Genomic DNA, 23,868 nt, shown 5'->3' with positions numbered 1-23,868 from the left:
ACTCCGTTTCAGAAGGATTTCGTAATGCGCAAAGCGCTTGTAGCCACATCATTGCTCACCCTGCTGCTCGGCGGCTGCGCCAGCAACCCCGCCGACCTGGATGTGAGCGGCACCTGGATCAACCAGGTCGCCATCGATGCGGCAGCCAAGGGCGGCCCTTTGCGCGAAGCCCTGCAAAGCTTTGGCCCGAACCTCGAATGGCAGGTCAACACCAAGGCGGCGCAGGCGCGCTACTACAACGGTTTTGAAGTAGCGGAAGGCAAGTTGCTCGGCGAGCAATCGGGCGCCTGGAGCGTGGATTTCTATGGCAGCTCCGCCACCGAACTCAAGCGCAAAGGCAAACAACTGCTGCAAGCGGCCAACGACAATGAGCCTGAACAGCTGTTCGCCCGCCCCGCAGAGCCAGCCCCGGAAGGTGCGCCACTGGGCGCCAACTTCGAACGGGCGCTGTATGCGGCATACCTGGGTGGCGACTGGAAGATCACCGACGGCTTCGGCAACGGCGCCATCGTGCAGTTCCAGGCCAACGGCAAGGTCGTCGGCCTGCCCAACGCTGATCAGTACTCGCTGTGCCTGGCGGGTGATTGCGCCTCCATGAGCGGCGGCTATGACAGCATCTGGCTGCAACTGAATGGCCAGGGCAATCCGTGGATTTTTGTGCGCAAGGGTGGGCAGTTGGAAATCTTCCAGGCGGTGAATACCGCGCAGGCGGATGAAGTGCCTTCATTTACCCCGGGGCCTCGGCAGTGGCTGCTGGAAAGACAGTGATACAGAACAAAGGAGCCCGCGGGCTCCTTTTTCTTTAGTCTGCGCCCTGGTTAGCCCACCAGAGGATTGCCCCATGCGCGCATTACTTACCATCGGCCTTTTGCTGCTGGGTGGCTGTGTGCATACACCGCCAGAAACGGATATCGATGGGATATGGATCAACCAGCCGATCATTGACGCCACCTCGCTGGGCCAACCATTGAACATCCACGGCACACCCCTGGAATGGCACATCGACACTCGGATGGGCAAGGCACAAGTGCGTAACGGCTTTGAGATGGCTGAGGGCCAACTGCTGAGAAAAGCTGCTGACACGTGGACTGTGGACTACGGCGATGGTCTTACCGACGAACTGCGACTGGACGGCAAGCAGCTGACCCAAGAGGCCAGCCAGCACACATCGCAGCATGCGTTCAATCGCCCACCCGAAATAGTTAAAACAGGGGGCAACTGGGTCAACACCTTCGTGAACGCCCTCAATGCAGCCTATATGGCGGGAGAGTGGAGTATCGTCGAGGGCCCTGGGAAAGGCACGACGGCGATGTTCACCGCCGGGGGTCGTGTTTCAGGGCTTGGGAAAGCAGACAGGTACACACTGTGCCTGGACGGTGACTGCCGATCCCAGGGCTCTGGCAATGAGACCCTGGTCCTGAGCGGCGCTGGCGCTAGCGACACATGGATCTTCGTGCGCAAAGGTAAGCGGATGGGAATTTTCCAGGCGTTGAATACGGCACAGGCCGATGAAGTACCCCAGTTCACGCCCGGCCCGCGCCAATGGTTGCTGGAAAAACAATAGGCGGCCAAACACAGATCTAAATGTGGGAGCGGGCTTGCTCGCGAATGCGGTGGATCAGTCGACATCTTCAGTGACTGGCACTCCGCATTCGCGAGCAAGCCCGCTCCCACATTTTTGACCGCGTTTCAGCCCTTTAGGATGGCCGCATAACCTTCACGATAGCTCGGGTAAGTTGGTTTCCAGCCCAGAGCCTTCACCCGCGCATTACTGCACTGCTTACTCCCCGCACGCCTCACACTGGCGTCATCCGCCCATTCCGTCACGCCCAGATACTCACGCAACCAACCCACCACCTCCGCCAACGGCGCCGGTGCATCGTCAACGCCGATGTAGACCTTATCCAACTGGCCGCCCTGCTCCACATGCCGCAGCAAAAAGGCCAGCAAGCCCGCCGCGTCGTCGGCATGAATGCGGTTGCCATATAAAGGTGGGTCGATTGCCACGCGGTAGCCCTGGCGCACCTGGGTCAGTAGCCATTCACGGCCCGGGCCGTAGATGCCGGTCAAGCGCACGATGCTTGCCGGGATGCCGCTATCGAGCGCCACTTGCTCGGCTTCCAGCATCACTTGCCCGGAATAGCCCTGTGCCTGGGTGTCGGACGATTCATCAACCCACTCACCGTTCTGCTGCCCGTACACGCTGCTGCTGGAGACAAACAGCAGGTGTTTCGGCGCCTGCCCGTAGTCGTCCAGCCACTCCAGCACATGCTTCAAGCCCTGCACGTAAGCCGCGCGATACCCGGCCTCGTCGTGGTCCGTCGCGGCAGCGCAATACACCAGGTAATCCACTCCGCCAATCGGCCAGGTATCCGGGCAGTCCTTGTTGAACAGGTCGCCGGCAATGCCGATCACCCCATCGGGCAGGCGCGAAACATCGCGACGCAGGCCATGGACCTCCCATTCCGAGGCCAGCAATTGGCTAGCCAGCCGACTACCCACATCGCCGCAACCGGCAATCACAACAGAAGGCGCAGACATCACAAAACTCCGTTCTCAAAGGTCTAGATTAGCCCTCACAGCTGACCGGCGGCCAGAAAAAGGACAAATAAAGTTACTGTATTACTTCTGTTAACAAGAATTACTTGCAATAATAAGCCCCCATTTGTCCTCGGCCCCCTGGGTCTTGATGGACGATCACCCATTTTTTCTTCTCAGGTCCGGCCAGCATGACACGTAATACAACCCCCGCTTCGCCAACCACGTCCCGCGCCTGGCGCGCGATTGCCGCGCTGTTGTTCAGCGTCCTGCTGGCTCCGACCGCAGCCTTCGCCGACGCCACCGCCCCGGCCACTCCTGCCGCTGCCGAACACAGCACTGCAGCGCCTGCCGCAGCGCCTGCCGCAGCTCCAGCAGTTGCCCCAGCCGCCACCGATCCGGCCCTGGCCGCAGATCCGGCAGCCGCTGACGAAACCGGCGTCGTCCTGGAAGAAGACAACACCCTGGGCATGGCCCATGACCTGTCGCCGTGGGGCATGTACCAGAATGCTGACGTCGTCGTGAAGGCCGTGATGATCGGCCTGGCCATCGCCTCGATCATCACCTGGACCATCTGGATCGCCAAGGGCTTCGAGCTGCTGGGCGCCAAGCGTCGCCTGCGCACTGAAATCGTCCACCTGAAAAAAGCCACCACCCTCAAGGAAGCGAGCGAAAGCGCGACCAAGAAGGGCACCCTGGCCAACACCCTGGTGCACGACGCGCTGGAAGAAATGCGCCTATCGGCCAACACCCGCGAAAAAGAAGGCATCAAGGAACGTGTGGCTTTCCGTCTTGAGCGCCTGGTGGCCGCCTGCGGTCGCAACATGAGCAGCGGCACCGGCGTGCTGGCAACCATCGGTTCCACCGCACCGTTCGTCGGCCTGTTCGGCACCGTGTGGGGCATCATGAACAGCTTCATCGGCATCGCCAAAACCCAGACCACCAACCTCGCCGTCGTTGCCCCTGGCATCGCCGAAGCCCTGCTGGCCACCGCCCTGGGCCTGGTTGCTGCGATTCCTGCGGTAGTGATCTACAACGTCTTCGCCCGTTCGATTGCCGGCTACAAGGCCCAGGTATCGGACGCGTCGGCGGAAGTCCTGCTGCTGGTCAGCCGCGACCTCGATCACCTGCCTACCGAGCGCAGCTCGCAACCGCACATGGTGAAAGTGGGGTAATCGGCCATGGGCCTGCATTTGAATCAAGGCGACGACGAACTCGTCGAGAACCACGAAATCAACGTCACGCCGTTTATCGACGTGATGCTGGTGCTGCTGATCATCTTCATGGTGGCCGCACCGCTGGCAACCGTGGACATCAAGGTAGACCTGCCCGCCTCCAGCGCCAAGCCGGCGCCGCGGCCAGAGAAACCGGTGTTCCTCAGCGTCAAGGCGGACCAGCGTCTGTTCCTGGGCGAAGAAGAAGTCAAATCCGAAACCCTCGGCCAGGTGCTCGACGCCAAGACCCAGGGCAAGAAAGACACGACGATCTTCTTCCAGGCCGACAAGGGCGTGGACTACGGCGACCTGATGAGCGTGATGGATGCCCTGCGGGCAGCCGGCTACCTCAAGGTAGGCCTGGTCGGACTTGAGACGGCAGCCAAGAAATGATCACGACGCGCCACAAACTGACGCGTTATGGCACAAGCCTCGCTGTCGTGCTGGGCGTGCATGCCGTCGCGATTATCATCGCGCTTCAATGGTCCGCGCCGCACACGGTGCAGTTGCCGCCGGCGGCCATGGTCATCGACCTGGCACCGATGCCCGCGCCGCCACCTCCGGCCCCGCCGAAGGTGATCACGCCGCCGCAACCGCCGACGCCGGTAGAAGAACTGCCATTGCCGAAACTGGCCGAAGCACCCAAGCCGACGATCCAGGTGCCCAAGCCGGTCAAGCCCAAACCGAAACCGCAGCCGCCCAAGCCGGTAGAGAAAAAAGTCGAGCCGCCCAAGGAGAAACCTTCCGAAGAGCCGCCGAGCGACGCTCCACCGACCAACGTGCCTGCGGAGAAATCGGCCCAGCCCGTACCTGGCCCGTCGCCGCAACAGGTGGCAGCCAAGGCCTCCTGGGAAGGCACCCTGCTAGCGCACTTGCAGAAGTACAAGAAGTACCCGCCCGGCGCCCAGGCCCGTGGCAAGGAAGGCTTGAACCGCCTGCGCTTCGTGGTCGATGGTGAAGGCAACGTGCTGTCCTACGAGTTGGTGGGCCGCTCCGGCAACGCCGACCTGGACCGTGCGACCCTGGACATGATCCGTCGTGCCCAGCCACTGCCCAAGCCGCCGGCCGACATGCTCAAGGGTGGCAGCATCGAGATCGTTGCACCGTTCGTGTACAACATCGAGAAACGCCGCTAAGACAATGTGGGAGGGGGCAAACCCCTCCCACATTTGATTTCATCACCGCATAAAATCCCTTTCCCACAAAATCCCCGCCATTCCCCGCTCAATCCCCAGCAAACTTCTGATAACGTGCGTCTATCGATTGCAGCCGTTATGCTTGGCCCGCAACCTCATGGACGCCCGCTATGACTCTTACAGAATTACGCTACATCGTGACCCTCGCCCAAGAACAGCACTTCGGCCACGCGGCCGAGCGTTGCCACGTCAGCCAGCCGACGCTGTCGGTGGGTGTGAAAAAGCTTGAAGACGAACTCGGTGTGCTGATTTTCGAGCGCAGCAAAAGCGCCGTGCGCCTCACTCCCGTCGGTGAAGGCATCGTTGCCCAGGCGCAGAAAGTACTGGAGCAGGCGCAGAGCATTCGCGAGCTGGCCCAGGCCGGCAAGAACCAGCTGACCGCACCGCTGAAAGTCGGCGCCATCTACACCGTCGGCCCGTACCTGTTTCCGCACCTGATCCCGCAACTGCACCGCGTCGCGCCGCAGATGCCGCTGTATATCGAAGAAAATTTCACCCACGTGCTGCGCGACAAACTGCGCAACGGCGAGCTGGACGCGATCATCATCGCCCTGCCGTTCCACGAGGCTGACGTGCTGACCCTGCCGCTCTACGACGAGCCGTTCCAGGTGCTGATGCCGGCCAACCACCCGTGGACGCAAAAAGCCTCCATTGACGCCGCCCTGCTCAACGACAAGAGCCTGCTGCTGCTCGGCGAAGGCCACTGCTTCCGCGACCAGGTACTGGAAGCCTGCCCGACCCTGACCAAGGGCAACGACGGCGCCAAGCACACCACCGTGGAATCCAGCTCCCTGGAAACCATTCGCCACATGGTCGCCTCCGGCCTGGGCATTTCGATCCTGCCCTTGTCGGCAGTGGACAGCCATCACTACGCCCCCGGCGTGATCGAAGTGCGCCCGCTGACGCCGCCAGTGCCGTTCCGCACCGTGGCCATCGCCTGGCGTGCCAGCTTCCCACGGCCCAAAGCCATTGAGATCCTCGCCGACTCGATCCGCCTGTGCTCGGTGGCCAAGCCGCCCGTTGCGAGCTAAGCCCGCGTATGACTGAGCTGTCGCAGGTATCGGTGACGGCACTCAAGGGTGTCGGTGAAGCCATGGCGGAGAAGTTGGCCAAGGTTGGCCTGGAGAATCTCCAGGACGTGCTGTTTCACCTGCCCCTGCGCTACCAGGACCGCACCCGCGTGGTGCCCATCGGCCATTTGCGCCCTGGGCAGGATGCGGTGGTCGAAGGCACCGTCAGCGGCGCCGATGTCGTCATGGGCAAGCGCCGCAGCCTGGTGGTACGCCTGCAAGACGGCACCGGCGGCCTGAGCCTGCGCTTCTACCATTTCAGCAATGCGCAGAAGGAAGGCCTCAAGCGCGGCACCCGCGTGCGTTGCTACGGCGAAGCGCGCCCCGGTGCTTCGGGCCTGGAGATCTACCACCCGGAATACCGCGCCATCACCGGCGACGAACCGCCACCGGTGGACACCACGCTCACGCCGATCTACCCGCTCACCGAAGGCCTGACCCAACAGCGCCTGCGCCAACTGTGCACGCAGACCCTGACAATGCTCGGCCCGAAAAGCCTGCCCGACTGGCTGCCGCTGGAGCTGGCCCGCGACTATCAACTGGCGCCGCTGGACGATGCGATCCGCTACCTGCATCACCCGCCGGCCGACGCCGATGTGGACGAGCTGGCCCTCGGTCACCACTGGGCCCAGCACCGCCTGGCCTTTGAAGAACTGCTGACGCACCAACTGTCCCAGCAACGCCTGCGCGAAAGCATGCGTTCCCTGCGTGCGCCCGCAATGCCCAAGGCCACAAAGCTGCCCGCGCAATACCTGGCCAACCTCGGCTTTGCGCCGACCGGTGCGCAGCAGCGCGTCGGCAATGAAATCGCCTACGACCTCAGCCAGAAAGAACCCATGTTGCGCCTGATCCAGGGCGACGTGGGCGCGGGTAAAACCGTGGTCGCCGCCCTCGCCGCCCTGCAAGCACTGGAAGCCGGTTACCAAGTCGCCTTGATGGCGCCGACCGAGATTCTCGCCGAGCAGCACTTCATCACCTTCAAGCGCTGGCTCGAACCCCTGGGCCTGGAAGTCGCGTGGCTGGCCGGCAAGCTCAAGGGCAAGAACCGCGCAGCGGCACTGGAGCAAATCGCCAGCGGCGCACCGATGGTGGTGGGCACCCACGCGCTGTTCCAGGACGAAGTAAAGTTCAAGAACCTGGCCCTGGTGATCATCGACGAACAGCACCGCTTCGGCGTGCAACAACGCCTGGCCCTGCGCCAGAAAGGCGTGGGCGGGCGCATGAACCCGCACCAGCTGATCATGACCGCCACGCCGATCCCACGCACCTTGGCGATGAGCGCCTACGCCGATCTCGACACCTCGATCCTCGACGAACTGCCCCCCGGCCGGACCCCAGTCAACACCGTGCTGGTCACTGACACCCGCCGCGTCGAAGTGATCGAACGCGTGCGCGGCGCCTGTGCCGAAGGCCGCCAGGCGTACTGGGTGTGCACGCTGATTGAAGAGTCCGAAGAGCTGACCTGCCAGGCCGCCGAGACCACCTATGAAGACCTCACCAGCGCCCTCGGCGAACTCAAGGTCGGGCTGATCCACGGTCGCATGAAGCCTGCGGAAAAAGCCGCCGTGATGGCCGAGTTCAAGGCCGGCAACCTGCAACTGCTGGTGGCCACCACCGTGATCGAAGTCGGTGTGGACGTACCCAACGCCAGCCTGATGATCATCGAAAACCCCGAGCGCCTGGGCCTCGCCCAACTGCACCAATTGCGCGGCCGCGTTGGCCGGGGCAGCGCCGCCAGCCATTGCGTGCTGCTGTATCACCCGCCGCTGTCACAAATCGGTCGCCAGCGCCTGGGCATCATGCGCGAGACCAACGACGGTTTTGTCATCGCCGAAAAAGACCTCGAGCTGCGCGGCCCCGGCGAAATGCTTGGCACCCGCCAGACCGGCCTGCTGCAATTCAAGGTCGCCGACCTGATGCGCGACGCCGACCTGTTGCCCGCGGTGCGCGATGCCGCGCAAGCCTTGCTGGAACGCTGGCCGGAACATGTCAGCCCACTGCTGGACCGCTGGCTCCGACATGGGCAGCAATACGGCCAAGTGTGACGCCTGACTCACTTATACGACCAACAGCTGTACCAAGCTGGTTATACTCCGTTGACTGTAAGAAATTGGATCAGGCCATGTCAGAAGTAGCCCTCGCCACAGCCCCACTGACCGCCCCGCCGGTCATTCAGGCTCTGCTCGCAAAGCTCGCCATCCCCTACACGGAAGTCGCCGAACACCCGGGCTTGAACCCTGCACGAAAGGTTCAGGCGGTGTTGCTGGAAGATGCTGTGGGCGCTCTGATGGTGCTGTTCCCGCAGAACCAACTGCTCGACCTCAACCGCCTCGCCGAACTCACCGGGCGCCGCCTGACAGCCGTGTCGCCAGAGCGTGTCGAACGCATGCTCGGCAAGCACGACCTGGCCCTGCTGCCCGGCTTGCCGGCGCTGACCAGCTCGCCGTGCCTGTACGAAGGCAGCCTGCTCAACGAGCCAAGCCTGCTGGTGCATTCGGGTGAAGCCGGGTTGCTGCTGGAGATCGCCAGCGAGCACTTCAAAAGCATGCTCACCAAGGCCAGCGCCGCCCAGTTCGGCGAGCCCCTGAGCAACATCCGCCCGAACCTCGACCGCCCCAATGATGACCGTGAGGAAATCACCCAGGCGATGCAGGCATTCACTGCCCGCCGCATCCAGCAGCGCCTGGAAGCGACCATCGAGATTCCGCCGCTGGCCGACACCGCGCAGAAGATCATCAAGCTGCGCGTCGACCCCAATGCCACCATCGATGACATCACTGGCGTGGTGGAAACCGACCCCGCCCTCGCCGCCCAAGTGGTGAGCTGGGCCGCGTCGCCGTACTACGCCTCGCCGGGCAAGATTCGTTCCGTGGAAGACGCCATCGTCCGCGTGCTGGGCTTCGACTTGGTGATCAACCTCGCGCTGGGCCTGGCCCTGGGCAAGACCCTGAGCCTGCCCAAGGACCACCCGCACCAGTCCACGCCTTACTGGCACCAGTCGATCTACACCGCCGCCGTGATCGAAGGCTTGACCCGCGCCATGCCCCGCGCCCAGCGCCCGGAAGCCGGCCTGACCTACCTCGCCGGCCTGCTGCACAACTTTGGCTACCTGCTGCTGGCCCACGTGTTCCCGCCGCACTTCTCGCTGATCTGCCGTCACCTGGAGGTCAACCCGCACCTGTGCCACAGCTACGTGGAACAGCACTTGTTGGGCATCAGCCGCGAACAGATCGGCGCCTGGCTGATGCGTTACTGGGACATGCCGGACGAGTTGTCCACGGCGCTGCGCTTCCAGCACGACCCGACCTATGACGGCCAATACGCTGAATACCCGAACCTGGTGTGCCTGGCGGTGCGCTTGTTGCGTAGCCGGGGCATCGGTTCCGGGCCGGACGAAGCCATTCCCGATGAACTGCTTGAGCGCCTGGGCTTGACCCGGGACAAGGCGGAGGAAGTGGTGGGCAAGGTGCTGGATGCCGAGGTGCTGTTGCGCGAACTGGCCTCCCAGTTCAGCCAGGCCTAATTCTGTAGCCTGTCAGACCGCTTTCGCGAGCAAGCCCGCTCCCACATTTAACCGAGTTCCAACATGAGAATGCGGTCGAATGTGGGAGCGGGCTTGCTCGCGAAGAATCCACCTCGGTCTACCTGAAAGCCTACTTCTTTTTCTTCGGCTTCAAATACTTGGTCAACCCCTGGAACCAGATCACCAGCGCCGGGTTGCCCTTGATCTGGATCGACTTGTCCTGAATCCCCGTCATGAACGCCAGTTGCTTGTTCTTCGCCTGCATAGTGGCGAAGCCGTAGGCGGCATCCTTGAACGCAATCGCAAACGCCGGCGACGGGTGAACACCCGAACGGCTGGTGATGCGTTGGTCTTTGACGATGAAGTGACGGGCAACCTTGCCGTCGAGGGTCTGCAACTGGAAGGCCAGGTCTTTATCGCCCAGCTGTTGCTGGAAGGCAGGGTTGGTGCGGCTGGCTTTGCCCATCATCAGGCCCAGCACCCACAGGAGAAGACGAAATTTCATGCACACGGCCTCGGGTAATTATTGAGTGGCCGCAGCAGTTTAACGATTTGCAAAAAGAACGCCACCGATCTAGCGCTTTAACGGAAGATCGGCAGGCGTTTGACGCTTATAGCAGCATGTTACTTAAACGTTAGGGCAAGGGACCGGCGCCCAGTCGGTCAGGTTCGGATCGCGGCAAGTGCCTTCGATCTGCGCTTTACCGGCGCTGGCGACCTTCTTGCTTTCAGCCTGGCTGACTTTCACGGTCTGGAAGCTTTTCTCGGTATCGACCGCTTCACGCGGCACCACTGGCAGTGGTGGCTTTTTTGGTGGCTTGACGACTTTGTTGCCTTTGTTGGCTTTACCCGCCGGTGCGACCACCGCTGCGGTGTCGGCCGTGGCCACGGTGACCACGTCAGCACGCTGCACGCTGACTTGTTGCAGGTCTTTTTCGTACGCCTGGTTGTAGTTGTTCAGGTCCTCGGCGGCCTTGCCGTTGACCGCAACGATCAGGTCGTTGGATTCCTTCAGGCCCGCGACGATTTCCGCCAGGCGCTTGCGGCCTTCGGTGTCGTTGACGGTCTTGGCCTTGCGGTCATTGACCAGCTTGGTGAACGCGCTCTGGTAGCACTGCTGCGACGCCTTGGCGTAGGCGGTGCTGCGGTCGATGTCGGACGCGCTTTTGTTGACGTCGGTGGCGTAGGACGCAATGCGCTGGTTGTCATCGCTGATCTGCTTCTGACGCTCGGTGTAGTAACCCGCCGCGCCACCCGCCAGGGCGCCGCCCGCTGCGCCGATTGCCGCGTTGCGGCCGCGCTTGTCGGAGTCGCCGGTCAGTGCGCCCAGCAGTGCACCACCGGCTGCGCCGAGGGCGGCACCGGTGACGACCGACTTGGTCATGTCCGAATCGGTGCTGCGCAGGTGCTGTACCGGCTCATAGCAGTTCGGGTAGTACTCGACCTTGGTGCTCGACGCGACCTTGGACGCCGGCGACGTGGCGCAACCAGTCAGCACGGTGCTGAAGCCGGCCGCGATCAACAACAAGTGACGCTTGGAAACCGCCTTACGGGAAAAAAGCATAGGTGTGTTCTCTTTTAGTTTGACTTGCCCAGCACGGCCCAACGCCGCCTGAGTCCCTTCCAAGCTCGCCATACAGCCAGCGCTCATCGCTGACCGCTCGCTGCGAGCAATTCCTTCAAGATCGTCGCCGGGTCGGCCCGCTGTTGCTTGCGGTAGTTGCCGACATGGCGGACGAACAGTGTCGCGCGCGTCACCAGGCTCTTGCCGAGCACCGGCTTGCGATCCAACTCTTCCTTGATCCGTTGAAACTGCGCCTGGATCACCGCATCGGTGTAGCGCGTGCCGGTGGCCAGGTTGTCGATATAGATCGCCACCGCACCGTCGAGGGCGCTGCGGCCGTTGGCAATGGCCATCGCAAACAGCTGCGCGCTGGCTTCATCCTTGTTGTCCACGGCCTGCTGGCGACTCTTCTGCAAATTGGCCAGGCGGATGTTGTAGTTACCGATGGTCTCGGCGACCAACGCCGCCGACTGGATCAGGTTGCCCGCCGCTTCTTCGCGTTGCTGGGCAATCAGCGAGACGTTGCGCTTGAGCTCTTCGTTGACCAGCCCCAGCTCGGCTTGCAGCTTGGGATCGGCGCTGGCGGCGATGATGCTGTCCAGGCGCTTGGTCGGGTCCTGGGCGTCGTCGATGGCGTCGGTCAGGGCGGCCAGGCGGCCCTCTTTCTGCCACTGCGCAAACAGTTCCTTGTAGCGCGAACGCGGCGCCGACAACGCGCCAATCGCCACGCGAAAACCGGTGGTCTCGTTGCTTTGCTCGGTGCCGTCGGCGCCAAACAACGGGTACTCGCGGCGCATGCCGGTAAACAGCGTGCCCTCGCCTTCCAGATAGTTGCCGCCCTTGACCACAAAGCCGCCGTAGGTGCCTTGGCGACGTCCGGCGTGCACCAGCTGGAAGGATTCCTGGACCATCTCGGCAGCGTTGCCGATCACGTCGAACATCCCGATGGGATTGGGCAATTTGGTGCCGATGGGCATCAGGCGTGCTGCCTGGCCGGTGCCACCAGCGACCTGGTTGAACACCGCGTAATCGCCCAGCGGGCCGTCGCTGTCACTGCCTTCGGCGCGGCGTGGGAACAGGCGGCCTTCCAGGTCCTGACGGCTCACCGCCTGGCCGCCACGCGCGGCGAATTCCCATTCGACTTCTGTCGGCAAACGCACAAAACCGACGCCGCCATCCTCCGCCGACGCACCGCGCCCGCTCACCGGCAGCAGGTCACGGTGGTATTTCAGCAGCCAGGCGCTATACACCGCCGAGAAGCGCTCGGCTTCAAAGCGCGACAACTTCACCTTGGGCAACCGCCCGGCCATGCCGCTGGGCACATCGCACGCCGGCGCCGGTTCGCCGCTGGCCAACGACTGCGCCTGGGCCATGACCTGGGCGTACTGGCGGGCGGTCACTTCGTACTTGCCGATGAAGTACAGCATCGGCTTGAGCGGGGTCTTGGCGTCGGTCTTCGGCATCAAGGGCGTGATGACTTTGCTCCACGCCTTGGGCAGATCCTTGAGGGTGAACTGGCCATTGATAAAGTCGCGGCGGTAGCCGGAAATAAACGACTGTTGATAACCCGCCTCGCCCTCGGCGAAGGGGTAGCCGAGGCTGATCTCGCGATCATCCAGGGTGCCTTGGGCCAGTACATAGGCGTAGCGGAACAGCATATTGCCGTCGCACGGCAACGGCAGGCTGACGTCGCCTTCCAAGGGTTTTGGATTGTCGAGCTTGTCACTCGCCTCATCGGCCCAGGCCATCGAGGCCAGGCTCAGCGCAACACAGGCGCCCAGTAACTTATACATCTCTGATTCCTTCAGAAGCCTGGATCCGCGCCACTCGCCAACCACCACACAGCGCCGCTACGGCGCTGACGCCCATGACTGCAACCAGGGCCAGGCCGTAATGACGCGCCAACAGGTGGCTGGCGTACTCGCCCGGCACCTGCACGAAAAGTTGATTCAAACCCGCCTCGGCCAGGCCATACAGCCCGGCACTGAGCACGGCGGCAAAACCTGCGCTGTACAGCGCTTGCAGCACCACGAACAGCAACAGCCCACCCGTGGAAAACCCCAACAGGCGCAACACCGACAATTCCCGGCGCTTGCGCGCCACGGCCGCCAGCGCCCCGGCGAAGATCGCCGCAAACGCCCCCGCCAACGCCAAACCGCAGATCACCCAGAACACAATCGACAGGTTGCGGCTCAACGACTGCACCTGGGCGATGGTGTGCGCCTGGGTCGACACCAACAGGTTCTGCCCGGCGAAAAACACCCGCAATGGCTCAACATCGGTGAGGCTGCGGGCGTACAAGCGAAACGCCGGATAGATCCGCTGCTCGCTCACCGCCTCTCCCGTCCAACCCAACGCCGGCACTGCTCGGCCGTCGCGATAATCTTCCGCCGCTTCCAGCAGGCCCAAGCCGGCAAACAAACCGTCCCGGGCAAAGGCGGCCAGCGGCAACACCGCCAGCACTTGCACGCGTGTGCGCTGGCTCTCGACATGCCCCGCCACTTGCCGCGCAAACAGCGTTTCCAGCCAATCCCCGGGCCGCGCCGCAAGCTTCTCGGCAGCGGTGTGGCTCAGCACGATCTGGTCGAGGCCCTTGGGCATCGGCAGACCGCTCAATAGCGGATCACCCGGCGCCGTCGGCAGCATCTCCAACGTCAACGCCCCCACCTGCGCCGTCGCCGCAATCTGCCGCGTACGCGGGACCGCGAAGGCCACTTCACTGCGCTCACCCAACTGCTCGATAAATGCGCTGCTGAATCGACCACCGCCCAGCGGAATAATTTCACGGGTGGCGGGGTCGCTTTCCAAACGTTCGGTCAAACTGCTAACCAGTCCAAATTTCAGGCCGAACAACACCAGCAACGGCGCGATCACCGCCACCAATGCCAGCACTGAACACGCCGACAGCCACGCGTCGTTGCGGTAGTCCTGCCACGCCAGGGACGCCACCAGAGCGATGCGCATCAGCACACCTCCCCAAGGGTGGCGGTGACGCCGCCGTCGGCATCGCGGCGGCAACTGATGCGCCGTACCTGCAAGCCACTGGCACGGGCCAGCGGTTCGTCATGGGTGGCGATCACACAGGCGGCGCGATGCTCGCGGGCCTGGGCCAACAGCGCGTGCATCACACGTTCGGCATTCAACGGGTCAAGGGACGCGGTGGGTTCATCAGCCAGCAGCAGCTGCGGCGCGTGGGCCAGGGCGCGTGCGCAGCTCACGCGCTGGCGCTGGCCCACCGACAATGCGGCGGGCTTTTTCGCCAACTGGTCGCTGATTTCCAGCTGTTCCGCCAGGCGCGCCACGCTGCCGTCGTCCTTCAACCCCAGCAGTTGCCGGGACAAGGCGATATTTGCGCGCACATCCAAAAAGCCCAGCAGGCCACCGGTTTGCAGCACATACCCCAGGTGCCGGCTGCGCAGCGCCGCCAGGGCCGATTGCTGATCCGCACGCCACAGCCCGGCAATGTCCTGCTGATGGAATTCAAACCGCCCCACCTGATCCGGCGCCAACACCAGCGCGAGCACATCCAGCAAGGTGCTCTTGCCGCAGCCGCTCGGCCCGACAATCGCCACTTGCTCACCCGCACGCAGGTGCAGCGCCGGAATCACCAGGCTATAGCGCTGGCGACCGACGCCCCGGCTCTTGTGCACCGCGCTCAGGTCCAGCATCACGGCAACGTCGACAGCGGCACGCGGTACAACGCGTCACCCGGCTCGGCGTCGCCGAAACGCACCCAGTTGGCCAGGTCATTGTGGAAGGTCTCAAAGAGGCGGATTTTCGACTCCAGCTCATCGATAAAGTCTTCCTGCTCGGCCACGCTCAACGACAGCCACAAGTCCTGGCTCATGTTCAGCGACTTGCTGCGGTACGGCAGGCCTTCCAGGTACTCGCCAAGCAGGCCGCCATCCGCCAGGTTGCCGCCCTTGCGCAAGGCTTGCGGGTCGCGGCTCATATAGGCGGAGGCGCTGGCGATTTCCTGGAAGAAATCCTTCGGCGAGGACTGGGTTTTGCGCGCCGCGTCGACGATCAGTTTCAGCGACTGCTGCAAGTCGTTGAGCTGCAACTTGGTCAGCATCACGCACACCTGGAACGCCGGCAGCGCCGGGTTGGTGAGGTCGCGGTCGGCGGTCCAGGCGCTGACCAGTTGCGGTGCCTGGCTCGCGGTTTTGCGGCCTAGGAAATCCATGTGCATGGCATAACCGACGGCAGCGGATTTGTCCGCCAGGCTCGGCGCGCTGCCCAGCAACGGCGACGGCTGTGGCGTGTTGCTGCGCACCTGGTGCACGAGGTTGGCGAACACCGTGCCGATCTCATCCACGCGCTGGCCCAACTTGCGCACGTCGCCACCCGGCACCGCGGTGTAGAGGTCGCCGATCTGCGGGTTGGCGTCGGCGGTGAGGATGCGGTACTGGCTCTCGGCGCCGGCGTGGGTGGCCTTGCCGGCGTCGGTGCGCAGGTGCAGGGCGTAGATCTTGATCTGCTTGCCCAACGCCGCCTGACGCACTTCGGCTTCGTTCATCTGGGTGGCGGCGAACGGGTCGTTCTTGCGCAGCGCACCAGCATCGGTGACCAGCAGGATGATGCGCCCGCCGTAGCCGGACCAATCCATGCCATCGACGGCCTGCATCACGCCGGCAAACGCGTCTTCGTTGAAGGAATGGCTGGAGACGGTGGACGCCTTGACCTGCCGCGCCATGTCGAGGAAGCGTTGCGGATCGCGGCCTTGATCCAGGGTGATCAGGGTCTTGGACACGTACTCCAGGCCCGGCGTCTTCTTGGTGCTGCTACGGAAACCGACCATGCCGAAGCTCACACTGTCCAACTCGCCACGCTCGGCGATGCGGGTTTGCAGTTCGTGCACCACGTCGCGGACCTGGTCGATATAGGGCTGCATCGACACGGTGGTATCGACCACCAACACCACGGCGGTGCGGAACGCATCGGCATTCGCCACAGGCTTGGCGGCGCGGGTGCCCGGGTCGATGGACGCGACATTGAGCAACTGCACCGGCTGGCCGTTTTCGTCAAAGCTCTCCTTGGAGTCGAAGATCGGCAACAAGTAGAACTGGTTCTGCGGCACGGCGCTGGCAGTCGGCTCCAGGGCCAGGACCTGGCTGTTGTCGTCGCTGTTTTTCTGCGCCTTGGCCAAGGCACCTTTGGCCGCAGCCGGATCTGCCAAGAGCTTTTCCACCTCAGCGGATTGGCGCAGGAACATCACCGGCGCCCGGCCCGAGCGCTCGGTGAACTTGAGCACCAGGCTCTGCTTCCAGTCGCTGACCTGGGCCGCCGGCAACCAACCTTCGCTGCGGCCATCAGTGGCGGCGCCGACGCGCACCCATGGGCTGCCGTCGACGTCCTTGCGCTGGTACACGTAGAGCACGGAGAACGCCGGCAAAGCTTTGCCCGGCGCACTGCCGGCGTCGCTGGAAAGCTTGGCGCCGGGCTTGCTCAGCACACGTTGGAACAGGGTTTTCTTGCCCGCCATCAGCAGCGGGCGCTGGCCGCCGTCCACTTCGGCAGCGGGCGGCGGGGTCACGACGGGCACGGCTGCAACCGGTGATTTGGCAACCGGTGCATCGCTACCGCTCAACCACCAATAACTCGCACCGCCAATCGCCAACGCCACCGCCACGGCAACCGCCGCCAGCGCCAACACCGGGCCACGGCGCTGTTCGCTGTGCTGGGTCGGCGGCACCACCGGTTGGCGCAGCGGCTGGGGTTTGTCGGTGGGGATCTCGATGGACTCCGGGGTGATGCCCGCCAAGTCAAAACTCATCGGAATCGGCAGCGGCCGCACCAAGGTGGCCTCCGGCGAATCCATGGGCAATTGATCCAGCGCCAGCAACAACGCCGCCGCATCCGGGAAACGCTCCGCCGGGTCTTTGGCCAACAGCTTGCGCAGCACGTTCTGATAACGGCCATGGTGCACTGGCAATTCCGGCAGCGGCTCGGTCAGGTGCGCCAGCGCCGTCGACAGCGCGTCGGTGCCGCTGTAGGGCAGCTTGCCGACAAGGATTTCATACAGCACCACACCCAGCGCATACAGGTCGGCGCGGCCGTCGATCTCCTGGCCCCGCGCCTGTTCCGGGCTCATATAGCTCGGCGTGCCCACGGCAAAACCAGCCTGGGTGAACTGGGTGCGGTCGTCCAGGGACTTGGCGATGCCGAAGTCCGACAGCACCGCCGTACCGTCCGCGCGGAACAGAATGTTCGCCGGCTTGACGTCACGGTGCACCAAGCCTTGCGCGTGGGCATAACCCAGGGCCGAGGCGATCTGGCGAATCAGCGTCACGCCCTGCTCCGGGGTCATGCCGGCGGCGATGCGCTCCTTGAGCGTGCCGTTGGGCAGGTATTCCATGGCCATGTAATACAGCTCACCGACGTTGCCGATGTCATGGATGGTCACCGTGTGCGGGTGCGACAGGCGCGCCAGGGTCTTGCCCTCGCGCAGGAAGCGCTCGCAGAACTGCGGGTCCGCTGCCAGCGCCGCCGCCATTACCTTCAACGCCACCTTGCGTTCCAGCGAACGCTGGGTCGCCAGGTACACGCTGGCCATGGCGCCTTCGCCGATCTCGCCGTGGATGTCGTAGCCGGGGATCAGGATATTCATGGGCAGACCTTCACGGCGATCGTGGTGATGTTGTCCGGTGCGCCCCGGTTAAGCCCCAGGTGCACCAGGCTGCGCACGATTTCGTCCGGCGCGTCGTGGCTGAGCACCTCGTGGATCTCGTGGTCTTCGACGGTCTTGTTGAGGCCGTCGCTGCACAGCAGGTAGCTGTCACCAGGGGCGATCAGCAGGTCGACTACCGCCAACTCCAGCTGGGCTTCGACGCCGACGGCGCGGGTGACGATATTGGCGCGCGGGTGCACGCGGGCATCGGCTTCGCTGAGCAGGCCGCTGTCTTGCAGGTCTTGCACATAGCTGTGGTCGCGGGAGATGCGCTCCAGCACGCCGTCGCGCAGGCGGTACAGGCGGCTGTCGCCAGCCCACACGCACACGCCGCGCAAGCCACGTGCGGCCAGCAACACCACGGTGCTGCCCATCAGGGTAACGCCACGGTTGGCGGTTTCTTCACGCACGGCGGCGTTGATGCGGATCAGGTCGTTGCGCAGCGCCGCCGCGTATTCGTCGAGGGAGCGGCCCAGCGGCACCGTGCGCAGGCTGTCGACGATCAGGCTACTGACGTAATCCCCCGCCGCATGCCCGCCCATGCCGTCGGCAACCACCCACAGACGGTTTTCCGGCAGGTCCAGGCAAGCGTCTTCGTTGACCTGGCGCACCATGCCCACATGGCTTTTGCTCGCGGATTTGTACGTCGCGCCCATCTACACCACACCTTCTTGTCCGAGCAAAAACTGCGCAAAATCGTCGGTGGCAGGCAAACCCTGGCACCGCAGTAAACCGGGGGCAATCCGTTCAGAACCCCGTCCCCACCACAGGCTCGCGCCTTCGCAGGCCTGTTCGGCGAGCGCGGTCATGCGCCCGTGGGGCAAGGTCGCGGGCACCCGTTGCAGGCCGGCGAAACGGCTGTCCACCGCACGCGGTTCGGTCAGCGGCACGCCGAGTGCGTCGATGCCGGCATTGAACCCTTCAAAGGTCGCGCCGCTGTCGAGGGTGCTGAGCAGCAGCTCTTCGGCCTGTTCAAACCAGGTGTCCGACCCCCCTACGAGGGACGCCGGATTGGTGTCGTGGTCGAGCAACGTGACCACCGCCAACGGGAAATAGCGCCCGACCCGATCAATGCTCGGCATCACCACGCCCGCCGCCGCGTCCGGCCCGCACACGCCCGGCGCCAGCACAAAGCGCCACAGCGGGCTGACCAGGTACACGTTGAGCCAGTCGCCCCCCAGGCGCTGTTGGCTGGCGAGCAGACCCGCCGCCAGCCAGCTGTCCCAGGGGCCGACAAAACTCTGGGGCAAGGCGCGGCTGACAAAGTCGCCACGGCTGGCCAACTTGCCGTAGAAGCCCAACGTGGTCATAACCGCTCCGGCAGGCTGAAGCCGCTGAGCACACGGCTCTTGAACGGGTTGAACGCGCTGTTGGCGCGCAACTCGTAGGCGATGCTCGCGCCATCCACGCGCAGGCGCAGGTTGAAGCGGTCCGGCGAGTTGCCGGCGCTGAGGTCCGACTGCTCCAGCAGGCGGAACCACGCCCACGGGCCGTCCAGGGTCACGCCGGAACGGCCACTGGCGGCAGGCGGCATGATCGACAGGCGCACCACGCCGATGCTGCCGGGGTTCGGCCATTGCATGGCGACGGGGCGACTGGGGCCGTGGTCGTAGCTCAGTTGCTGGCCGTCGAGGTCGAGCAGGAACTGGGTGATGGTCGGGTCCATCGACACCGGCTTGAGTTCGAAACGCACGATGGGTTGGGTGCCACCTGCGCGGAAGAACGCATCACGAATCGTCGCGGCACGCTGGAAGGTTTGCAGCACACCCGGCGCAATCCCCAGCTTCTGCGCCGCGCCCGGCTGCCAGCGCCAGGTCTGCGCGGACGTGTCCACGTAGGGCTGCAAGTACTTGCGGAAGTAGTTGTCCATCACCCCGCCGACGCCGAAGAACATGCCGAAATCATCCAGCGTCGCGTCCCGCGCACTGCCCGGCGACATCGGGTAACGACCCGCCAGCGACTGGCGATACACGTTGACCACTTCGCTCACCCACGCCGCGTTCAACTGGTTGCGCACGCCGCCCATCATGCTGTTGGTGGTGGAGTTGACCACCGACTTGACCATGCCCTGCACCAACGGTGGCTGGCGTTCGGCATTCAGGCTGACCCGCGTGGCCGCAGCTGCCGCCTGGTTCTTCGCCTCGCCAAGCAATGCATCGCCGCTGGCGCCGACCATGGCGCTGACCTGCACGTACAGCGCGTTCATGTCCGCGAGCAAGCCATCGATGGCCGCTGGTTCGCCGTCGTTCTTGCTGACGATGCTGTTGAGTTCGGCAAAGTGCGCCGTCACCGGATCATCCGTCGCCTGGGGTGCATTGGCGCTTGGCTGCTCTTGGCCGAGCAGGTTGCCCAGGCGCTCCTTGAGCTTGTCCACGCCGCCTTCGACCGGCACGCCCTTGGCAGCCAACTGGCGTTCTTCGGCTTGCAGATCGGTTTCCTTGGCCACTGCCACCAGCAGTTTTTTCAGCGGCGAGGTCGGGCCGGAAATCACCCGCAGCACATCGGCCGCCTGGGCCACGCTGGTGATGGGCACGAAGTCGATGTCGGCGAGCAGCGCGTCCCACTGGCGCTGGTAATCCTGGAAGTACAGGCGGCGCACATCCCCGGCGAGGCTGAGCACGTTCTGCTGGTCGGCCTGCTCATGGCCCAGCACCCATTGCTCTTCGGCGAGGGTGCCGGTCTGGTTCAGGCTGCTCAACAGGAACGCCTGGCGATAACCCTTGGCGGTGAAGAAGCCACTCAGCGGCTCGCCCAGCGGCTTGCCACTTTTACGGCTGAACACCAGCGCCGCATCGCGACCGGCTGCTTCGCTGAGACGAAAATCGGCGATGCCTTCGGGCAGCTTCTGGCGTTTGACCCGGTCGTACACGCGCTGGGCCACCGGCAGTTGTTGCAGTTGGCGGCGCAGGTCGTCGATCAAGCGCGGATCAAGCCGCGCATTCGGCGGATGGCGCTCGAACAGCGCCTGCAAGTGCCCGGCCAGGGCTTGGCGCTGGTCAGCGGGCAAGTCGCGGGGCAGGTTGCGGTCCCAGTCGAGGGCGATCCAGGCCTTGATGAAGTCCGGGTCGTAATGCTCACTGTCGGCGAGCATCAGGTAGGCCTTGAGGCCTTCGTAGAGGAAGTCGGAATTGCCGCCGCCGTGCAGTTGTTCCTCGATGCGCGTCACCAAACGCGGCGCGAACACGGCGATCAACAGCTTGCGGTAGACGCTGGCCGACTCGGCTTCAAGCATGTCGCCCTGATACAGGCCCAAGCCTTCGGACATATTCGGCGAGTCCCCTGCGAGGTTCCTCACCGCGTTGAGCAGCGGCAGCACGGCGAGCACTTCGCGCTGGGCCGGGCTGAGGTTCTGCACGGCCTGGCCCAACGGCGCAACCTTCTGATCGACCTGGGCGATATACGCCTGGTTGGCGCGGTAACTCACCCACCACAGGCCGCTGACCACCACGACCAACGCCACGGTGGCCGCGAGCACACCACGGGCAATCCACTTGCGCCGCCGCTCGACCTTGGGGTTCACACCCACCAGCCCGCGCTCGGCAAACGCCACGGCGGTGAAGAGTTTTTCGATGAAGTAACTGCGCCCGGTGCCGCTCTGGCGTGCCAGGTGCTGGCGGTCGAGGTTCATGCTCTGCGCCATGGCACCGATCAGGCGATCAATCGGGCTGCCTTCCTGGGTGCCGCTGGTGAAGTACACGCCGCGCAGCAACACGCGTTCTTCAAAGGCGTTGGGTTTGAACACGCCTTCGAGGAAGCTTTGCAGGCAATCTTTCAATGCGCCGAACTGCTGCGGGAAACCGTAGATCAGGTCGCGCCGCGCCGGGTCGCGCTCCTGTTGCAAGCGTTCCACCAGGCGTTCGTTGAGGCGCTGTTCCAGCCCGGCAAATTCGCTTTGCAGCTGGGCTAGCGGGCTGTCGCCGTGTTTGCCGTCGTCCAGGGCAAAGGTCATGCCCCACACCTGGGCGCGCTCTTCCTTGCTCAGGTTGTCGAAGTACTCCATGAAGCCCGGCACCAGGTCGAGCTTGGTCAGCATCAGGTAGATGGGGAAACGTACGCCCAGCTGGGTGTACAACTCCTGAATACGCAGGCGGATGGCCGCCGCGTGGGCGGCGCGCTCGGCGTCGGTGCCGAGCAGCAGGTCCGACAGGCTGATGGCGATAAAGGCGCCATCGATGGGGCGGCGCGAACGCTGCTTTTTCAGCAGGTCGAGAAAGCCCAGCCACGCGGCTTTATCCACCGTGGAGTTGCTGTCCTGGGTGGTGTAGCGGCCAGCGGTGTCGAGCAGCACGGCCTGGTCGGTGAACCACCAATCACAGTTGCGCGTACCGCCGACACCACGCACCGCGCCGGCGCCCAACTGCGCGGCCAGCGGGAAGTGCAGGCCGGAATTGACCAGCGCCGTGGTCTTGCCCGAACCCGGTGGGCCAATGATCACGTACCACGGCAGTTCGTAGAGGTTGCGCCGCTCATCGCCACCGAGCTTGGCTTTTTTCAGCAGGGCCAGGGCCTCGTCCATGCGCTGGCGCAGGGTGCTGAGTTCTTCGGCGGTGGCCACGCTGTTGGGATCAGCCGGGGTTTCGGCGGCCAGGCTGCGCATCACTTCGGCGGCCTGGCGGCGCGCCTGGACGATGCGCCACACGCGGTAGGCCAGCCACACGCCGAACACCAGAATAATCAGCGCCCAACGGCGCCCTTCGGGCACCAACACGTCGAGCAACGGCCCGACAAACCAGATGATCAGGCTCAAGGCGATCAGCCCGAGCAACGGGATCACCCAGCGAATCATGAAACTGAACAACGCCTTCACTCGACGCCCTCCGCCAATACGGTGATTTCAACCCGACGATTGCGGGCGCGGCCTTCGGCTGTGCTGTTGGTGGCGACCGGCTCTGTGTCGCTGCGCCCTTCGGCGCTGAAGCGCTCGCCCTGGCCGGTCTTGGCCGCCAGGATATCCAGCACCGACTTGGCCCGCGCCTCGGACAGCGCCCAGTTGGACGGGAAGCGCAGCGTGGCAATCGGACGGTTGTCGCTGTGTCCGGTGACGCGCACCTGGCCCTTCACTTTGCGGATGGCATCGGCGATGCGCAGCATCAGCGGCTGGTAGTCATCGACAATGCTGGCGCTGGCGGAGGCGAACAGTTCGTCACCGCGAATGGTCACCACGGAGCGGTCCACCGCATCTTCCACGGCCACCCGACCGGCCTTGATGTCGTCCACCAAAAAGCCCGCCAGGCGTGGCCGCTCGATGACTTTCGGCTGCGCCACGGGGCGGTCGATGGCCTGCACCGGGATCTCGCCCAGGGCATGGATATTCTTGAACACCGGCTCGGCATCCGCCGCCAGCTTGAGGCGCAAGCCAAACAGCAGCGCCAGCAGCAACGCCACGCCGATGGCCACGGTGATCCACGGCGGCATGAATTGCGCCAGGCGATCGCGCGCCACGCTGACGCCGCGCCAGTGGGGCGACAGTTCGCGCTCGTGTTCGCCACGGGCGCTGCGAATCGCCGCCGCCGTGCGCTCGCGCAAGGCTTCCAACTGGCTGCGGCCGTCGCTCATCACGCGGTAACGGCCCTCGAAACCCAGGCACAGGCACAGGTACAGCAGCTCCAGCAGGTACAGGCGTTCCCATGGGCTTTGCAGGCAGTGGTCGAGCAACTGGAAGACTTTTTCACCGCCCCAGGCTTCGTTGTGCACGGTGATCAACAGGCTCTGCTTGCCCCAATCGCTGGTGCTGCCCCATGGCGTGCTCAACACCGCTTCATCGAGGGCAGTACACAGCGCGTAACGCGCCAGCAGCACTTCGTTGCGGGCGACGCCGGCCGCTTCGGCGCGCTCTTCGAACTGGCGCAGGTACGCCAGCAATTGCGCGCGCAGGCTGGCCGGCGCCGGGTGGGCGATGGTGTTGCGCAGGCGCGTCAGCAGCGCCAGCAACGGGCCGGCGGCGCTTTCCAGCGGGTTGAGGCCTTGGCTTTTGCCGGTGAGCATCGGCGCGGCCGGCACCGACAAAGGCGCAGGCTCGGCACGCGCAGGTTCCGGCGCACGGCCACCGGGGCGCGGCATGAACTGGGTGCGGTCGTCATCGTTGGGGTGCAT

19 protein-coding genes are annotated in these 23,868 nt (G+C 64.2%); 8 read left to right on the top strand and 11 right to left on the bottom strand.

The annotated features are described in order from the left end of the window. Positions 1 to 24 precede the first annotated feature (24 nt). Both J1G37_RS04425 and J1G37_RS04420 read left to right on the top strand, forming a co-directional pair. On the top strand, positions 25 to 768 hold the full coding sequence (locus J1G37_RS04425) for a hypothetical protein (RefSeq protein WP_207040338.1): 744 nt from the start codon (positions 25 to 27) through the stop codon (positions 766 to 768). Between the two features lie 73 nt (positions 769 to 841). Further along, complete coding sequence (locus J1G37_RS04420) at positions 842 to 1,564, top strand: hypothetical protein (RefSeq protein WP_207040337.1); 723 nt, start codon at positions 842 to 844, stop codon at positions 1,562 to 1,564. Between the two features lie 125 nt (positions 1,565 to 1,689). Here J1G37_RS04420 and J1G37_RS04415 read toward each other — a convergent pair whose 3' ends face one another. Beyond that, positions 1,690 to 2,541, bottom strand: a complete 852-nt coding sequence (locus tag J1G37_RS04415; RefSeq protein ID WP_207040336.1) for an SDR family oxidoreductase — start codon at positions 2,539 to 2,541, stop codon at positions 1,690 to 1,692. A 188-nt stretch (positions 2,542 to 2,729) separates the two neighbouring features. On the opposite strand from J1G37_RS04415, the gene exbB reads away from it, so the two are divergent. From exbB to J1G37_RS04385, 6 genes are all read left to right on the top strand, one after another. Then, on the top strand, positions 2,730 to 3,713 hold the full coding sequence (gene exbB / locus J1G37_RS04410; protein ID WP_207040335.1) for a tonB-system energizer ExbB: 984 nt from the start codon (positions 2,730 to 2,732) through the stop codon (positions 3,711 to 3,713). 6 nt (positions 3,714 to 3,719) lie between these two features. Beyond that, on the top strand, positions 3,720 to 4,145 hold the full coding sequence (exbD, locus tag J1G37_RS04405) for a TonB system transport protein ExbD (protein WP_017735752.1): 426 nt from the start codon (positions 3,720 to 3,722) through the stop codon (positions 4,143 to 4,145). Then, positions 4,142 to 4,888, top strand: a complete 747-nt coding sequence (locus J1G37_RS04400) for an energy transducer TonB (RefSeq protein WP_207040334.1) — start codon at positions 4,142 to 4,144, stop codon at positions 4,886 to 4,888. The genes exbD and J1G37_RS04400 overlap by 4 nt, the downstream gene beginning before the upstream one ends. A gap of 170 nt (positions 4,889 to 5,058) precedes the next feature. Further along, positions 5,059 to 5,979, top strand: a complete 921-nt coding sequence (locus tag J1G37_RS04395) for a hydrogen peroxide-inducible genes activator (protein WP_017735750.1) — start codon at positions 5,059 to 5,061, stop codon at positions 5,977 to 5,979. Between the two features lie 8 nt (positions 5,980 to 5,987). Continuing rightward, entirely contained in the window at positions 5,988 to 8,063 is a 2,076-nt protein-coding gene (gene recG / locus J1G37_RS04390; RefSeq protein WP_207040333.1) for an ATP-dependent DNA helicase RecG, read from the top strand. 77 nt (positions 8,064 to 8,140) lie between these two features. After that, positions 8,141 to 9,541 (top strand): aminoacyl-tRNA deacylase and HDOD domain-containing protein, encoded by a 1,401-nt coding sequence (locus J1G37_RS04385; RefSeq protein ID WP_207040332.1) that lies wholly within the window; start codon positions 8,141 to 8,143, stop codon positions 9,539 to 9,541. 130 nt (positions 9,542 to 9,671) lie between these two features. On the opposite strand, the gene J1G37_RS04380 is transcribed toward J1G37_RS04385, so the two are convergent. The 10 genes from J1G37_RS04380 to J1G37_RS04335 form a co-directional block, all read right to left on the bottom strand. Next, positions 9,672 to 10,046: a hypothetical protein gene (locus J1G37_RS04380; protein ID WP_010207528.1), complete on the bottom strand. Its 375-nt coding sequence runs from the start codon at positions 10,044 to 10,046 to the stop codon at positions 9,672 to 9,674. Positions 10,047 to 10,169: 123 nt separating this feature from the next. Continuing rightward, positions 10,170 to 11,105, bottom strand: a complete 936-nt coding sequence (gene tagQ, locus J1G37_RS04375) for a type VI secretion system-associated lipoprotein TagQ (RefSeq protein ID WP_207040331.1) — start codon at positions 11,103 to 11,105, stop codon at positions 10,170 to 10,172. Positions 11,106 to 11,188: 83 nt separating this feature from the next. Then, positions 11,189 to 12,898: an SUMF1/EgtB/PvdO family nonheme iron enzyme gene (locus J1G37_RS04370; RefSeq protein WP_207040330.1), complete on the bottom strand. Its 1,710-nt coding sequence runs from the start codon at positions 12,896 to 12,898 to the stop codon at positions 11,189 to 11,191. Beyond that, a complete protein-coding gene (locus J1G37_RS04365; RefSeq protein WP_207040329.1) occupies positions 12,891 to 14,069 on the bottom strand; it encodes an ABC transporter permease in 1,179 nt (392 codons plus the stop codon). The genes J1G37_RS04370 and J1G37_RS04365 overlap by 8 nt, the downstream gene beginning before the upstream one ends. Then, complete coding sequence (locus tag J1G37_RS04360; RefSeq protein WP_207040328.1) at positions 14,069 to 14,773, bottom strand: ABC transporter ATP-binding protein; 705 nt, start codon at positions 14,771 to 14,773, stop codon at positions 14,069 to 14,071. Before J1G37_RS04360 ends, J1G37_RS04365 begins: the two co-directional genes overlap by 1 nt. Then, entirely contained in the window at positions 14,773 to 17,715 is a 2,943-nt protein-coding gene (locus J1G37_RS04355; RefSeq protein ID WP_207040327.1) for a serine/threonine-protein kinase, read from the bottom strand. Before J1G37_RS04355 ends, J1G37_RS04360 begins: the two co-directional genes overlap by 1 nt. Further along, positions 17,712 to 18,431 (bottom strand): protein phosphatase 2C domain-containing protein, encoded by a 720-nt coding sequence (locus J1G37_RS04350; protein WP_207040326.1) that lies wholly within the window; start codon positions 18,429 to 18,431, stop codon positions 17,712 to 17,714. The genes J1G37_RS04355 and J1G37_RS04350 overlap by 4 nt, the downstream gene beginning before the upstream one ends. After that, positions 18,432 to 19,085, bottom strand: a complete 654-nt coding sequence (gene tagF, locus J1G37_RS04345) for a type VI secretion system-associated protein TagF (RefSeq protein WP_207040325.1) — start codon at positions 19,083 to 19,085, stop codon at positions 18,432 to 18,434. Beyond that, positions 19,082 to 22,582 carry a type VI secretion system membrane subunit TssM gene (tssM, locus tag J1G37_RS04340; RefSeq protein ID WP_207040324.1) on the bottom strand — a complete coding sequence of 1,167 codons (3,501 nt, stop codon included), beginning with the start codon at positions 22,580 to 22,582 and terminating at the stop codon, positions 19,082 to 19,084. The genes tagF and tssM overlap by 4 nt, the downstream gene beginning before the upstream one ends. Continuing rightward, positions 22,579 to 23,868 carry a DotU family type VI secretion system protein gene (locus J1G37_RS04335; protein WP_207040323.1) on the bottom strand — a complete coding sequence of 430 codons (1,290 nt, stop codon included), beginning with the start codon at positions 23,866 to 23,868 and terminating at the stop codon, positions 22,579 to 22,581. The genes tssM and J1G37_RS04335 overlap by 4 nt, the downstream gene beginning before the upstream one ends.

The organism is Pseudomonas sp. Marseille-Q1929 (assembly GCF_017316265.1).
Taxonomy (GTDB): domain Bacteria; phylum Pseudomonadota; class Gammaproteobacteria; order Pseudomonadales; family Pseudomonadaceae; genus Aquipseudomonas.
The sequence above is the reverse complement of the archived record's forward strand: the minus strand, read 5'-3'. Positions and strand labels throughout refer to the sequence as shown.

Excerpts from the sequence above, each read along its gene's own strand:
- J1G37_RS04355 (WP_207040327.1), bottom strand. The coding sequence starts at position 17,715 with ATGAATATCCTGATCCCCGGCTACGACATCCACGGCGAGATCGGCGAA.
- J1G37_RS04385 (WP_207040332.1), top strand. The coding sequence starts at position 8,141 with ATGTCAGAAGTAGCCCTCGCCACAGCCCCACTGACCGCCCCGCCGGTC.
- J1G37_RS04420 (WP_207040337.1), top strand. The coding sequence starts at position 842 with ATGCGCGCATTACTTACCATCGGCCTTTTGCTGCTGGGTGGCTGTGTG.
- tagQ (WP_207040331.1), bottom strand. The coding sequence starts at position 11,105 with ATGCTTTTTTCCCGTAAGGCGGTTTCCAAGCGTCACTTGTTGTTGATC.
- exbD (WP_017735752.1), top strand. The coding sequence starts at position 3,720 with ATGGGCCTGCATTTGAATCAAGGCGACGACGAACTCGTCGAGAACCAC.
- J1G37_RS04360 (WP_207040328.1), bottom strand. The coding sequence starts at position 14,773 with ATGCTGGACCTGAGCGCGGTGCACAAGAGCCGGGGCGTCGGTCGCCAG.
- J1G37_RS04425 (WP_207040338.1), top strand. The coding sequence starts at position 25 with ATGCGCAAAGCGCTTGTAGCCACATCATTGCTCACCCTGCTGCTCGGC.
- J1G37_RS04370 (WP_207040330.1), bottom strand. The coding sequence starts at position 12,898 with ATGTATAAGTTACTGGGCGCCTGTGTTGCGCTGAGCCTGGCCTCGATG.
- J1G37_RS04350 (WP_207040326.1), bottom strand. The coding sequence starts at position 18,431 with ATGGGCGCGACGTACAAATCCGCGAGCAAAAGCCATGTGGGCATGGTG.
- J1G37_RS04335 (WP_207040323.1), bottom strand. The coding sequence starts at position 23,868 with ATGCACCCCAACGATGACGACCGCACCCAGTTCATGCCGCGCCCCGGT.
- J1G37_RS04415 (WP_207040336.1), bottom strand. The coding sequence starts at position 2,541 with ATGTCTGCGCCTTCTGTTGTGATTGCCGGTTGCGGCGATGTGGGTAGT.
- exbB (WP_207040335.1), top strand. The coding sequence starts at position 2,730 with ATGACACGTAATACAACCCCCGCTTCGCCAACCACGTCCCGCGCCTGG.
- J1G37_RS04380 (WP_010207528.1), bottom strand. The coding sequence starts at position 10,046 with ATGAAATTTCGTCTTCTCCTGTGGGTGCTGGGCCTGATGATGGGCAAA.
- J1G37_RS04400 (WP_207040334.1), top strand. The coding sequence starts at position 4,142 with ATGATCACGACGCGCCACAAACTGACGCGTTATGGCACAAGCCTCGCT.
- J1G37_RS04395 (WP_017735750.1), top strand. The coding sequence starts at position 5,059 with ATGACTCTTACAGAATTACGCTACATCGTGACCCTCGCCCAAGAACAG.
- tagF (WP_207040325.1), bottom strand. The coding sequence starts at position 19,085 with ATGACCACGTTGGGCTTCTACGGCAAGTTGGCCAGCCGTGGCGACTTT.
- J1G37_RS04365 (WP_207040329.1), bottom strand. The coding sequence starts at position 14,069 with ATGCGCATCGCTCTGGTGGCGTCCCTGGCGTGGCAGGACTACCGCAAC.
- recG (WP_207040333.1), top strand. The coding sequence starts at position 5,988 with ATGACTGAGCTGTCGCAGGTATCGGTGACGGCACTCAAGGGTGTCGGT.